This is a genomic window from Corynebacterium sp. HMSC078A10, assembly GCF_001811565.1.
In the GTDB taxonomy this organism is placed as follows: domain Bacteria; phylum Actinomycetota; class Actinomycetes; order Mycobacteriales; family Mycobacteriaceae; genus Corynebacterium; species Corynebacterium hesseae.
The window spans coordinates 161,073-174,058 of sequence record NZ_KV805228.1 but is presented as its reverse complement, the minus strand read 5'-3'; the positions used below and the strand labels follow the sequence as shown (position 1 = coordinate 174,058).

Annotated in this window: 14 protein-coding genes; 7 read left to right on the top strand and 7 right to left on the bottom strand. The window is 60.2% G+C overall.

Annotated elements, in window-relative coordinates:
• Positions 1 to 374: 374 nt before the first annotated feature.
• Positions 375 to 1,859, bottom strand: coding sequence for an Asp-tRNA(Asn)/Glu-tRNA(Gln) amidotransferase subunit GatA (gene gatA, locus HMPREF2808_RS12290; RefSeq protein ID WP_070597056.1), 1,485 nt, complete (start codon positions 1,857 to 1,859; stop codon positions 375 to 377).
• Positions 1,860 to 1,861: 2 nt separating this feature from the next.
• Complete coding sequence (gene gatC, locus HMPREF2808_RS12285) at positions 1,862 to 2,164, bottom strand: Asp-tRNA(Asn)/Glu-tRNA(Gln) amidotransferase subunit GatC (protein WP_070525257.1); 303 nt, start codon at positions 2,162 to 2,164, stop codon at positions 1,862 to 1,864.
• 201 nt (positions 2,165 to 2,365) lie between these two features.
• Between gatC and HMPREF2808_RS12280 the strand changes: the two genes are divergently transcribed.
• Entirely contained in the window at positions 2,366 to 3,025 is a 660-nt protein-coding gene (locus HMPREF2808_RS12280) for an ACT domain-containing protein (RefSeq protein WP_070624924.1), read from the top strand.
• On the opposite strand, the gene HMPREF2808_RS12275 is transcribed toward HMPREF2808_RS12280, so the two are convergent.
• From HMPREF2808_RS12275 to HMPREF2808_RS12260, 4 genes are read right to left on the bottom strand one after another with little or no spacing between them, the layout of a single operon-like run.
• Positions 3,022 to 3,780 carry an HAD hydrolase family protein gene (locus HMPREF2808_RS12275; RefSeq protein WP_070525254.1) on the bottom strand — a complete coding sequence of 253 codons (759 nt, stop codon included), beginning with the start codon at positions 3,778 to 3,780 and terminating at the stop codon, positions 3,022 to 3,024. The two genes, HMPREF2808_RS12280 and HMPREF2808_RS12275, sit on opposite strands and share 4 nt — an antisense overlap.
• Positions 3,777 to 4,547 carry an HAD family hydrolase gene (locus HMPREF2808_RS12270; protein WP_070624922.1) on the bottom strand — a complete coding sequence of 257 codons (771 nt, stop codon included), beginning with the start codon at positions 4,545 to 4,547 and terminating at the stop codon, positions 3,777 to 3,779. The genes HMPREF2808_RS12275 and HMPREF2808_RS12270 overlap by 4 nt, the downstream gene beginning before the upstream one ends.
• Positions 4,544 to 6,568, bottom strand: coding sequence for an NAD-dependent DNA ligase LigA (gene ligA / locus HMPREF2808_RS12265; protein ID WP_070624920.1), 2,025 nt, complete (start codon positions 6,566 to 6,568; stop codon positions 4,544 to 4,546). Before ligA ends, HMPREF2808_RS12270 begins: the two co-directional genes overlap by 4 nt.
• A gap of 53 nt (positions 6,569 to 6,621) precedes the next feature.
• Entirely contained in the window at positions 6,622 to 7,881 is a 1,260-nt protein-coding gene (locus tag HMPREF2808_RS12260) for an ATP-binding protein (RefSeq protein ID WP_070525251.1), read from the bottom strand.
• A 145-nt stretch (positions 7,882 to 8,026) separates the two neighbouring features.
• Here HMPREF2808_RS12260 and HMPREF2808_RS12255 point away from each other — a divergent pair, with 145 nt between their 5' ends.
• The 6 genes from HMPREF2808_RS12255 (at position 8,027) to HMPREF2808_RS12230 (ending at position 12,076) form a co-directional block, all read left to right on the top strand.
• A complete protein-coding gene (locus HMPREF2808_RS12255; RefSeq protein ID WP_070563067.1) occupies positions 8,027 to 8,698 on the top strand; it encodes a 3'-5' exonuclease in 672 nt (223 codons plus the stop codon).
• A gap of 63 nt (positions 8,699 to 8,761) precedes the next feature.
• Positions 8,762 to 9,277, top strand: a complete 516-nt coding sequence (locus HMPREF2808_RS12250; RefSeq protein ID WP_070563064.1) for an ArsR/SmtB family transcription factor — start codon at positions 8,762 to 8,764, stop codon at positions 9,275 to 9,277.
• A complete protein-coding gene (locus HMPREF2808_RS12245; protein ID WP_070563061.1) occupies positions 9,277 to 10,275 on the top strand; it encodes a serine hydrolase domain-containing protein in 999 nt (332 codons plus the stop codon). The genes HMPREF2808_RS12250 and HMPREF2808_RS12245 overlap by 1 nt, the downstream gene beginning before the upstream one ends.
• A gap of 9 nt (positions 10,276 to 10,284) precedes the next feature.
• Positions 10,285 to 10,569, top strand: a complete 285-nt coding sequence (locus HMPREF2808_RS12240) for a hypothetical protein (protein ID WP_070563058.1) — start codon at positions 10,285 to 10,287, stop codon at positions 10,567 to 10,569.
• Positions 10,570 to 10,573: 4 nt separating this feature from the next.
• On the top strand, positions 10,574 to 10,837 hold the full coding sequence (locus tag HMPREF2808_RS12235) for a FitA-like ribbon-helix-helix domain-containing protein (protein WP_070525241.1): 264 nt from the start codon (positions 10,574 to 10,576) through the stop codon (positions 10,835 to 10,837).
• Positions 10,838 to 10,945: 108 nt separating this feature from the next.
• Positions 10,946 to 12,076: an ATP-binding protein gene (locus HMPREF2808_RS12230; protein WP_070525238.1), complete on the top strand. Its 1,131-nt coding sequence runs from the start codon at positions 10,946 to 10,948 to the stop codon at positions 12,074 to 12,076.
• Here the strand turns inward: HMPREF2808_RS12230 and HMPREF2808_RS12225 are convergent.
• Positions 12,073 to 12,981 (bottom strand): uroporphyrinogen decarboxylase/cobalamine-independent methonine synthase family protein, encoded by a 909-nt coding sequence (locus tag HMPREF2808_RS12225; protein WP_070525236.1) that lies wholly within the window; start codon positions 12,979 to 12,981, stop codon positions 12,073 to 12,075. The genes HMPREF2808_RS12230 and HMPREF2808_RS12225 overlap by 4 nt on opposite strands.
• Between the last annotated feature and the right edge of the window lie 5 nt (positions 12,982 to 12,986).

The following is a 12,986-nucleotide window of genomic DNA, read 5'->3' as shown; positions in this document are numbered from 1 at the left end:
GGTGGGCGCAAACAGTCGCCCAACACATCACCGCCACCAGGAAACGTGTGCGCGAAGAAGCCCAACACCTCAAACAAGAACTCGACGACTACGCACAACAACAAGCCAAAGCTAAAGCCGAAACCCAGACCAACACCGACACTGACAACGGCGAGGACATCCCCTTCTAAACCCCGTCGATTCAAACGACGACGATGACGAAGAACAGGGGCCTAGCCCTCGTCGAATCAAACGACGACACCACTCCAAACAACCGAAAGGACAAGAAGCCAAGAACACATCCACCGTCGAATAAAACGACGAAGACCGGCGGCCTCCCACGTTTCCGTGAAAGGTCACCGGCTGAGGAGCACTACAAGGTGCAGTTCTGTGCGCTACTTGCGCCCTGCTTCGTAGGCGGCACCAACCTTGTACAGGCGGTCATCCTTGAACGCCGGAGCCATGATCTGCAGGCCGGTCGGCAGATTGGTGTCAGACGCCAAGCCGGAGGGTACAGACATGCCGCACACGCCGGCAAGGTTCAGCGGCAGGGTGCAGAGGTCGAAGTTGTACATCTCCATCGGATCCTCAACCTTCTCCCCCAGCTTGAAGGCCGTGGTCGGCGTGGTCGGGGAAACAAGGACATCGACCTGTTCGAAAGCGCGCTCAAAGTCCTGTGCAATGAGGGTGCGCACACGCTGTGCTTGAAGGTAGTAGGCGTCGTAATATCCGACGGATAGCGCGTAGGTACCCAGCATGATGCGGCGCTTAACCTCAGGACCAAAGCCAGCAGCGCGGGACAGAGACATAACCTCTTCCGCGGAGTGGGTTCCGTCATCGCCCACACGCAGGCCGTAGCGCATGCCGTCGAAGCGGGCCAGGTTGGAGGAGACCTCACACGGCATGATGAGGTAGTACGCAGCTAGTGCATCGTCGAAGTGCGGGCAGTCAACCTCGACGATCTCCGCGCCCTGGTTCTTCAACTGCTCAACCGCAGCGTGGTAGGCCTCCATCACGCCCGGCTGCCAGCCGTCGCGCTCGAATTGCTTGATCAGGCCAACCTTGACGCCGGAAAGGTCGCCATTGGCGCCTTCCTTAGCGGCGGCGACTACCGGGGCAACCGGCTTATCCACGGAGGTGGCATCAAAAGAATCGTGTCCAGCAATGATTTCGTGCAGCAGTGCGGTATCCAGAACCGTGCGGGCAGTCGGACCTGCCTGGTCCAGAGAGCTTGCAGCTGCGATGAGGCCGTAACGCGACACCGTGCCGTACGTCGGCTTGACACCAACGGTGTTGGTCAGTGCAGCAGGCTGGCGGATCGAGCCACCAGTGTCAGTACCGATACCCAGCGGGGCCTGGCCCGAGGCAAGAGCCGCAGCAGTGCCGCCGCCGGAGCCGCCCGGAGTGCGCTCTGTGTCGTAGGGGTTGTGGGCTGGACCGTAGGCGGAGTTCTCATTGGAGGAACCCATTGCGAACTCATCGAGGTTCGTCTTACCCAGAATCGGGATACCTGCCTCGCGCAGCTTGGTCACCAGCGTGGCGTCATAAGGTGACACCCAGCCCTCCAGCATTTTGGAGGCGGCGGTCGTGGGGGCGTCGGTAGTAACGAGCAGATCCTTGAGCGCCAGCGGCACGCCAGCCAAGGCAGAGGCGGGTTCTTCGCCGGCGTCGAGGGACTTATCGACGGCGTCGGCAGCCGCCAGTGCTTCCTCCGCGCCAACATGGAGGAAGGCGTTGAGCTCGCCATCGGTCTCCGCGATGCGATCCAAGAATGCCTGAGTAACTTCGCGGGAGGTGAGCTCACGGGAGTGAATCTTCTCAGCCAGCTCGGCGGCGGTCAGTGCGGTAATGCCCTCGGTGGGCGCAATGAATTGTGCCATTCTTATTCGTCTCCTCCACCCAGAATCTGCGGAACCATGAAGCGGTCATCTTCAGCTGCCGGCGCTTGGTCCAGGGCCTGCTCGGCGGTGAGGGTGCGCACAATAACGTCCTCACGCATTGGAGCATGTACGGAGTGCGGGTGCGACATTGGCTCCACACCTTCAGCCTCGACCTTGCCCACCGCGGACACCGAGTCCACGATTTCGTCGATCTGCGCGGCGAACTGCTTCAGTTCTTCCTCGCTCAGGGCCAATCGCGACAGCTTTGCCAAGTGCGCGACCTCGTCACGCGAAATATCAGACACGCGAACTCCATCCTTTTATTCATTGAGACGGTTGATAGCTAAGCACCCATGGTACTGCACAGCTGTTGCCGCGCCACCACCACTCCTCCCCTAAGTGAAGCTCATACTATTGAATAGTATTCGACAGGTTGGGTAACATCGATCGAGTTAGAAAGCCAAATATCCCCTCCCTACTTATTCACCTTCCCCAGAAAGAACGATATGTCGTACCTCGTCCGTGTCCTTCTCCCTGACACCCCCGGCAGCCTTGGCCTCCTTGCCAACGCGATGGGCAGCATCGAGGCAAATATCCGCTCCGTCGACATTGTGGAGAATTTCCCAGACGGTACGGTCATGGATGACATCGTCTTGGATCTCCCCCAGTCCACCATGGCGGATGAGATCATCACGGCAGCACAGACAGTGGAAGGAGTCGAGGTCGACTCCATTCGCCCCTTCAGCGGTCGCGTCGACCGCCGCGGGCAAATCCACGTGCTGGCCAAGGTTGCCGCACAACGCAACGTGACGGCCGCAATGAGCGAAGTCTGCGCCGCCATCCCCAAGGCGCTGACGTCCAATTGGGCCGTTGTTATTGCGAACGACGAGAAGATCAGCCGCATCGCCGCCTCAGACGCCGCGCCTGCCGACGACGGCTCGATCCCCACCGACCTCAACATCACAACGGCTCGCGTGCTCAATCCCGAGAAGGACACATGGATCCCGGAATCCTGGACGCTCATCGAATCCGCGCTGGCCGCTGCTCCCCTCGTGGGAACGAACTACGTGGTGGTGATGGGCCGCGTTGGTGGACCCGATTACCTCGCCTCCGAAGTTGAGCACTTGGGTGACTTGGGTGCCATCTTGGGTGCGTTTCTTACTTAGCGGGCAAGCAACGAGTTGAGTCCCGCGGCGACATCGGGGACCACGTGGTCCACCTCTTCGGTGATCTGCGTTCCCGGGAACGTGAAGGACTCGGTGGCGATGGAGTGCATCGAGAGATCATTGAAGCTATCGCCGAAGGTGTAGAGTTCAGCTTTTTCGTGGCCGAGATGATCAAGCAACCGCGTCAAGCCCTCACCCTTGTTATGGCCAGGTGGCATGATGTCGTAGAAATCGCAGTTAAAGGATGATTCGACGGCACAATTCTCGCGGACCCACTCGTCCACCTCGCGGCGCAGCTCAGGGTTGCCAGGGATCCACAGGGACAACAACACAGTGCTGCGCTTGGCGACGTCCCCCGGATCCACCACTTCCGTATTCGCCACCATGGAGGACTCGCGTCCTGCGAGGCCATCCCACGCTACCTGGTCGGCTCCAGACAAGCCTGTGAGGTAGATATTCAACGGCAGGCCGGTGAAACGAGCGACAATGGACTGCACAACCTCACTCGGCAGATGCTCCTCGTGCAGGATGGAATAGTCGCCGCCGGTGATGACTGTCCCGTTGTAGAGCACGTGGTAGTCCAGCTCCACGCCGAAGGGTTCGAGTGTGTTGCGCGCATTGGCGATGGACTTGCCCGTCGCGGAGACGGCCAAGTTGCCTGCGGCACGCCACTCAGCGATGGCTTTTTGTGTGGCCTCTGTTATGTCTTCGTTGACGTAAACAGTGCCATCCATGTCTAAAGCCGCAATCTTCATGAACCGTAGTGTATTAGACCTTCAACGGCTGAGTCCACCACCGCGGTGCACGCCTTGTGGATGTCGGGTTGTGCCCAGGGGAAGGTGAGGGAGACGTCGGCAAGCGCATGCATGGGCAGGTCATTGTGCCCGTCCCCGAAGGTGATGAGCTCAATGTCAGAGCGCTCAACTTCCAGGTGACGAAGCAGCCAAGTCAAGGCAAAGCCCTTGTCGTGACCGGGCGGCATGATGTCGAAGAAGTTGCGGTTCATCGCGGTACCTACCGGAAAGCGGTCCGTGACCCACTGCGCGATCTTCCTCTGCAGGTCTGGGTTGCCCGGGGTCCAGGCGGCAACAAGCGGGAAGACCTCTTCCTCAATGCGTGACGGCGGGACCGGCACGGGCTCACTGATGATGGGGTTGTGCACGCCCGCCACGTTGCGCACGAGGTAGCCGTCCGGGCCTGTCAAACGTGTGCAATAGAGGTCGAGCTTTGGTGTGTCATGCACCCGCTCATACACGGCACGAACCACCTCGGGCGGTACATGGTTTTCGTAGAGCAACTCATAAGAGCCATCCATGATGACGGTGCCGTTGCAGAGCAGGTAGTAGTCAAAGTCAACGCCAAAAGGCTCTAGTGCACGCCGAGCAGAATGAGGAGACTTGCCCGTGGCCACGACAGCAAGGTTGCCCGCAGCGCGCCAACCGGCAATCGCCTCCGGCACGTCTTCGGGCATGTGGCCATCAAAGTAGATAGTGCCGTCCAGGTCGAAGGCGGCTAACTTCATGCCTCGCCCGTTTCAAGGAGGCGGTTGAAGCCTTCCTCATCCAAGATGGTCAAGCCAAGGTCGCGGGCCTTCTGTTCCTTTGAACCGGCGTTTTCTCCGACGACGACATAGTTGGTCTTCTTCGACACCGACCCGGAGGCCTTGCCGCCACGGGAGATGATGGCCTCCTTAGCGGAATCGCGACTGTAGTTCTCTAGGGTTCCGGTCACCACCACGGTGATTCCCTCCAGCGTTTGCGCGGGCTTATCGCTGGATTCTTCCTCCATGGTCACCCCGGCGGCGGTCCACTTCTGCACGATGTTGTCGTGCCAGTCCACCTCGAACCATTGCTTAAAGGATTCCGCGATGATGCCACCCACGCCATCAGTATCCGCCAGCTCCTCCACCGATGCCGCGCGCAGCGCCTCCATGGAGCCGAACCGCGTGGCTAACGCACGCGCGGCAATGGGGCCAACGTGGCGGATGGACAGCGCTACGAGCACTCGCCAGAACTCAGCCTGACGGGCGGTCTTGAGGTTCTCCAGCAGCTTCTTGCCCGAGGCGTTGAGCGCGCCCTTCTGGGTGGTGTAGACCGAGGATTTAAGGAGTGCTTCTTCATCGAGATCAAAGAGTTCTGCCTCGTCCACGAGCACTCCGGAAGAAATCAAGTCCGCCGCCGCCTTCTCCCCCAGCTCACCAATGTCAAGCGCCTTGCGGGAGGCCAAATACTCCAGACGCGCCGCCAGCTGCGCTGGGCAGCTGCGGGTATTCGGGCAGCGCCAGTCCTGGTCGCCTTCCTTCTGCGGTGCCAGCTTCGTGCCGCATGCAGGGCAGTTCTCCGGGAAGACCCAATCGGTCTCACTGCCATCGCGCTTGTCTAGGACGGGGCCGAGAACCTCAGGGATGATCTCTCCGGCCTTGCGGATGACAATGGTGTCCCCGATGAGGACGTTCTTGTTCTTGACCTCGAACTGGTTGTGCAGGGTGGCCATGGAAACCGTCGAGCCGGAGACAAAGACTGGTTCCATGATGGCGAAAGGCGTCACGCGCCCCGTTCGACCGACACCGACCTCAATGTTAAGAAGCTTGGTGGTGACCTCCTCCGGTGGGTACTTATACGCGATGGCCCAACGTGGCGCACGTGAAGTCGCTCCTAAGGAGCGCTGGCTGGCCAGGTCGTCGACCTTGATGACGAGACCGTCCATCTCGAAGTAAGCATCGTGGCGGTGTTCCTCCCAGTAGGTCACGCGCTCTTGAACCTCCTTGGTGGTGGTGACCCGCTGGGTATAAGGCGACACCGGGAATCCCCATGCCTCCAAGGCCTGGTAGGCGTCGTGTTGCGAGGCTGGTTGGAATCCTTCGCGCGCGCCGATGCCGTGGCAGACCATGTGGAGCCGGCGCTTCTTGACGTCCTCCGGGTCCTTCATGCGCAGTCCGCCCGCGGCCGCGTTGCGGGGGTTGGCAAAGGTGGGCTTACCATCCTCGCGGCGTGCGGAGTTAATTTCCTCAAATTCATCCGGGCGCATGTACACCTCGCCGCGGACCTCTACCAGGGAGGGAACCGGGTATTCTTCGCTGCCCGTCAGCTCACGTGGGATATCGGGAATAACACGCGCATTAGCAGTGATGTCCTCACCCACGCGACCATCACCACGCGTGGCGGCCGTGGCAAGCTTGCCGTCACGATAGACCAAATCGATGGACAAACCGTCAATCTTGAGCTCGGTGAGATAGGCCTTTGCCGGGGTGCGGTCCAGCCAGTCCTGCAACTCGTCAGCGCTAAAAACGTTGTCCAAACTGTACAGGCGTTCCAGGTGCTCGATGTCAACGGCGCCCTCCGGGGCAGCGCCCACCTGCTGGGTAGGCGAATCCGGAGTTTGAAGCTCCGGGTGTTCCGCTTCCAGCGCCAGCAAGCGCTGGAAAAGGGCGTCAAAGTCCGCATCCGGGATCGCCGGCTCGCCGTTGTAGTACAGCTCGCGGTGCTTGCGCACTTCCTGGGCAAGCTCGGACCATTCGCGTTGGATATCTACTGCATCACTCACGAGTCACTAGTGTAGCGGGGCTGCCGGACACAGCATGTTCCTGGCCAAACGTCCTATCCACGCCACAAATATGACATCGGTAGCGCACAAAGTTTGTCTCCCAAGGGCTGCACATAGGGAATCGGAGCCAAGACAAATCCTCCACGGAAACGGGGCCCTAGTTTCTCGCTCAGTGCACGCAAATGCCGAACCTGTCCTGCCTTGACTGTCGCACCGGATTTAACCTCAAGCGCAGCGATGCTATTGTCCGCGAATTCGATGACAACATCCGCTTCCATCCCGGCACTATCACGCCAGTGGAGCAGCTGATGCTGACTTTCAGCCCAACCCTGCTGGGCAGAAAGTTCCTGAAGGACAAACCCTTCCACTAAATGCCCTAGATGCGACTGCACCAGCGGATTCATGAGCATGTCTCGAGTTTGCCCCGCTAACCAGGAAGCCAGACCGGAATCAGTGACCCAACTTTTGGGCTTGGATATTTCTCGCGACGTCAGATTTGATTTCCACGCTTTCACCTGTGAGGAAAGAAACAGCCTTGACAATGTATCGAGGTAGGAGCGGACAGTGGACGCTGGGATTTCCGCTTCACGTGCGAGCTTCGCCGGAACTAACTCCCCCGCCTGATGTGCTGCGAGTAGTCGCAACAACGATTGCAACCTTCCCGGCTGTGCGCTTTCCCGGGATAGGGTTTCTTCAATCACCGTCACATGTGAAACATAAGACTCGAACCAAGCTCGGCGCATCCGATCTTGCAGCTCTAATGCAACCGGATAGCCGCCCTTCAGCACTTTGTCCACCAAGCCAGCTCGATCTACTTGTTCCGTAGGAACAGAACGCACAGGCAATTCGACGAGCTCATCGAGCCTATCTACAAAGGCGCCGTCACTGACGGTTTCACAAATTTCTTGTTGGCTCAGTGGGTGCAAATGGAGATCAATAATTCTTCCTGCAAGGGAATCCTTCTTACCCACTCCCCGAGCAAAATCTGATGAACCAGTAATGATAAATCGACCTGGCCGGCGGTTCCTATCCACCTCGGCTTTTAACGGCAGTGTGAGCTCGGGAAGCCGCTGAATTTCATCAATAATCAGCGTTGCGTCACCACCTTGCTGCACAAAGGTCATCGGATCCTCTTCCGCTAGTGAGAGAGCAGCGGGATCATCCAGCGTTACATACACAGCACGTTCAAGGCCGAGATGCCTTGTCAACGTCGACTTGCCAACCTGCCGTGCGCCCGTGACGTGGACAACGGGTGAGAAGGTCAATGCTTCTCGGGCAAAACCTTCCATACCGCGTCTAATATACCGTTCCATAAATAGCACTCTACCTGCAGTTGGTCATTCTGCAAGGCTTTGTCCGTCATTCTGCAAGATATTGATCGTCATTCTGCAGTTCTATATCCGTCATTCTGCAGGACTTCCACAGTGCATGTCCGAGCCGGGCGCTAGAGTGTTGTCCATGAACTTCGACGCCACCCGTATGCTCTCCTTCGACCTCGAGACCACCTCCGTAAAGCCCAAAGAAGCCCGCATCGTCACCTCTGCCCTGGTTCGTATCGACGGGCGCGAGGTAGATAAGCGGGAAATGCTCGCTGACCCCGGAGTGGAGATCCCCGAGGAGGCCGCCAAGATCCACGGCATCACTACTGAGAAGGCCCGCGCGGAGGGTCGCCCGCACGACGAAGTCCTCAAGGAGACGGTCGATGCCATCTACCAGGCCTGGGAGGAAGGTCTTACGCTCATTGTCTACAACGCCGCCTACGATCTCTCTGTACTGCGCGCGCTGACCGGGGACTTCACGGTGAACGGCCCAGTATTCGATCCTTTCGTCATCGACCGGGTGAAGGACAAGTGGCGCAAGGGCAAGCGCACCCTGGAGGAGGTCTCTGCCCACTACGGCGTGGAGCTGAGCAACGCGCATGAGGCTACTGCCGACGCCCTCGCGGCCGCCCGCGTCGCTTGGAAGCAGGTGCGCCAGCACTTCCCCGAGCTAGCACAGATGGACACCAACGAGCTCATGGAATACCAGGCCGTCGAGTGGTACAAGGACCGCGAGTCCTTCAAGAAGTACCTGGAAGGACGCGGTCGGGATGCCTCGGATGTCTCCACCGCGTGGCCGATGATTTCTTAACTCCAGTACCCAATCCTCAACTAAGCCTTGCCAGGTTTCTAGATTTCTGGAATTCTAGATTCCATGGACACAACAGTCGAAGCACGCCTCGCCGAGCTTGAAGCGCGCGTCGCCGCGCTCGAGGGGCGCACGAACACTGCCGACGCCAGACCTACACCCACCACCACTGAAGAAGACTCGACCTACTGGCTGGTCGACGCCCTCGCACCCAACGAGCAGCTTCCCGACGGTTCCGTCATCTTTGGCGGCAACATAAACGTCGGCAAGCGCTCGTACGCCTACCAATGGCAGCGCCCCACCACGTTCGTTACCGATGAGAGCTGGGCGGAGAACCTCGAGCGTCTCTCCGCGCTGGCTCATCCCGTCCGCGGCGAAATCCTCCGCCGCCTCCTCGCCGCACCCGCCACCGCCGCCGAGCTTGTCGAAGAAAACATCGTCTCCTCCACCGGCACCGCTTACCACCACTTGAGCGCTCTAACTCATGCGGGCTGGACCACGAAGTCTGGCGGCGAATACTCCATCCGCCCGCCCCGCGTTATTCCCCTGCTCACCATTATCACCGCAAGCGAGGACCATTAATGCGCAAAATTGTCTTAGCCGTCATCACTGCTACTGCCGTTGCCGCCGTCCTGCTTGTCGCAGGCCCACAGAGAATTACGCTGGCACAAGACAAGACTGGCGACGAAAACCTAGCCACCCAGCTGGAACAGCACTCAGAGTCCGGCTTCCACAACCTCACCGCCTTTACCCTCCAGGACGGCAAGGCCACCTTCGCAGGACTGGGCAGCGACGAGCACACGGAGGTCGAAATTGGTTCCGTCACCAAGATGTTTACCGGCGAGCTGGCCCACCAGCTCGTCGAAGAGGGAAAGCTGAGAACTGACACCACTGTGGGCGAGGTCCTTGACGTCGGCGATGCACCCGTCGCTGACGTCACCGTAAGGGAGCTGCTCGACCACACCTCTGGACTACCCGCCGTCGCCAAAGCGAACGTCCTCAGCTTTTTCGCCTCAACGATCACCGGTTCGAATCCCTATGAAGGTGAGACCGTAGAGGACATCGTGGACGCTGCCACGAAGGCCGAGCTAAAGGACCGCGGCGAAGAATCCTATTCCAACCTTGGCTACGGGCTCTTGGGTCATATTTTAGAGACCGCCGCCGGGCAGCCTTATGAGCAGATGCTCAAGGAGCGCATCTTCGAGCCAGCTGGCATGACAGAGACCTACCTCATGACGCCGGGCTCTGTGCCTGCCGACGCTCCACGGGGACTTACCGCCACCGGCCGCCATGCTGAACCCTGGGAGATGGAAGGCTCCGCACCCGCGGGGGCGATCCGCTCCACGGCGAGTGACATGGCCAAATTCGCTGAGTGGTTTATGAAGAACGGCGATATCGACTACGGCTGGCAGCCTCCCAGCAAGGACAATGCTGGGTACTGGCACAACGGCGGCACCTACGGTTACTCGACCATGCTCATCATCGAACCAGAGACCAAGCGCGCCGCCTTCGCCAACAACGATTCCCTTGCCGGCACCGAAGACCTTGCCCAAGCTCTATTCGACGAGCTCGCATCTTAAGGAGTAACCATGTTCCTCACCGTAGCGCTCGCAGTCATCACCGCTTCGGAGCTTTGGGCCGCATGGAAGGCCCTGAGAAAGCCCCATTCCATTGCTCAAAGCATTGGCACCACGACGATTACGATCCTCACCATACTCTTCATCGGCTACGCCATGCCCTGGCATACCTCGGTCAGTTTTGGCTGGTGGTACGCCCTTGTCGCAGCCTGCTCGCTACACATCGGCGCGGTAGCTTGGCAGGCCGTGCAACCATCTAGCGGCACAGACGCTGGTCAAGAAGCTCCCGTACGATAGGACTATGAGCTCCTCCCCTACCTGCACCGTTGAAATCCAGGACGTAGACAGTACAACCATCGCAACCCTTCAGCACCGCGCCGCTACCGCTGGTGTTTCCCTCGAAGACTACGTGCGCAACATCCTCACCAGGGTCGCGTCGTCCCCATTTACCGCAAACAGAAAATCCATCGAAGAAAAGGCGGCCGAACTCTCCCAGCGTGCACCTATCGATGTGAAGGGAGACTTCGACGTCATCGCCGCAATCCGCGCCGGACGAGACACATAGAAGACTAAGGAGATCGTTGGTCTCCCTAGTCGCCGCCCTCAGAAAAGTCTCCCAAATCTCCCGAGTTTAAAAAGTCTCCCAAATCTCCCAATGCTCTAGGATGAGGCTATGTCCCCGCACGAGAATCCCTTCCGCCCCACCTTCGGCGTTCCACCACTATTCTGGGTCGGCCGCACGGCAGTGCTCGACACCTTCCGCGCAGCGCTTGACTCCCAACCAGGCAGCCCGGGCCGCTCGCTCATCATCAGCGGTGCCCGCGGTATCGGCAAGACGGTCTTGCTCAACGAGATAGAAGATATCGCTTCTAGTCGCGGGTGGATCACATTGCGAGCCTCGGGACGCAGCTCCATGGTTGACGAGCTCGTTGACACCACCATCCCGCGCATCATGGACAAGCTGGCCCCGGCGGACAAGCACAAGGTCAACCGTGTCGGCATTGGTGGTGTGGCAACCATCGGCATCCAGCACAACACCGAGGAAGCCTATAAACCCACGCTCAACACCCGCCTGCGCGAGCTTTTAGGCATGCTCAAAGGCACTGGCGTGCTGCTCACCATCGACGAAGTGCAGGACGCAGACGCCGAGAACCTAACTTCCCTGGCCGTGACCTACCAAGACTTGGTGCGCGATGAGCTCGACGTCGCTATTGTCGCCGCGGGCCTTCCACAAGGCGTCAACCGCCTGCTGGACCTGCCGGGTGTAACCTTCCTACGCCGCGCGCAGAAGTTCGTTCTGGGCCCGCTCTCCCCCGCGAACGCCGAGGTGGCCTTCACCGAGACCGCCGCACAGTCCGGGCTCGAGTTCACCGATGATGCGGTTGCAGCGGCGGTGCGCCTGTCGCGCGGCTACCCCTACATGGTGCAGCTGGTGGGCTCACTGGCTTGGGGAAAGGCGCAGCGCGAGGGTGGGAGCAGTATCGAGGAGAGTGACGTCGCAGCGGTGTCAGCCGAGGCTATCTCGGTTTTGGGCGCCCAGGTACACCAGCCCGCTACCCTTTCGCTTCCACCGGCCCAGCGCCTCTTCCTCGAGGCGATGAGCGCGGTCATGGAGGACGGCACGGCAGAAATCAAGAACATCGCCGCGCACCAGGACCGGACGGTGCGCTCCTTGTCGGCCACACGCCAAAGGCTTATCGACGCCGACCTCATCGAACCCACCGCCCATGGCCAACTCCAGTTCGTTATCCCGTATATGGAGGCCTACTTCACCACGACGGATAGCTTGGGGCGAGTTGACTAAAGGTCACCGGCATCGCGAGTGAGGATGCCGGCGGTCTCGGTTGCCGAGCGCAGGGATCTGGCGGAGGCCTTGACGGGATAGACGTCGAAACGGTCGACGAGCAGGTCGCGTGGCATGCCGATGCGGTCGAGGTGCCGGGCCAACGCGATAGCCTCCGCGCGGGCATCGGAACCTTCAATGCCCAGACCAATCCGGTGGCCCGCGTTAAGGTGTTCGCCCAAGCCATCAAGGTGACGCGGGGTCTCCAGACCGCGGAAATCCGTGAGGAAGGTCGTGGCAGCAGGCGCTAGCGACCACAGCGGTGGGGCGTGTAGGTAGTCTGCTTCGAAGGATTGTAGGAGGTCGAGCGCGACCTCATCCGGGACCGCCGGGATGGTATCGAAATCTGTGGTGCCAGGGACGCGGCCGGCGATGATATCGGCAAGCAGGGGCTCGTCGAGCTGGATAGCGACCTCCCCGTGGAAGCGGCGCGCGACATCCGCGGCGTGGACACGGACTCCGTAGAGAAGTGACTCCGCGAGCTCGTTAAAGGCGCCGCGGTCGGTGAGAACGCGGTGGCCGTCGGAAAGCTCAATGCTGGCCGCAAGCGACCACGGGCCGAGTGCTTGCACCTTGACGCGGGGCACGGTTTCGCCCCAGACTTCCTGGACCTCGTCGAGGTCGCGCTCCAAGCGGTCCCACGTGCGGCGGGTCAGCAGCTGCGGGCGCGCCGTCATGCGCCACGAGCGCGGGCCTCGGTCGATGGAGATGGCCTCCAGCATGCCGGCGGTGCGGCCCACCGCATCGGAGCCCAGCCCACGCTCGGGCAGCTGCGGGATGGCAGGAAGTTCGGTCTCCCCCATGATGATGTCCGCGGCCTCCGCGATGGAGGTACCGGGCATGGGGCCAAGGGCGAATCCCGTCATCTCAT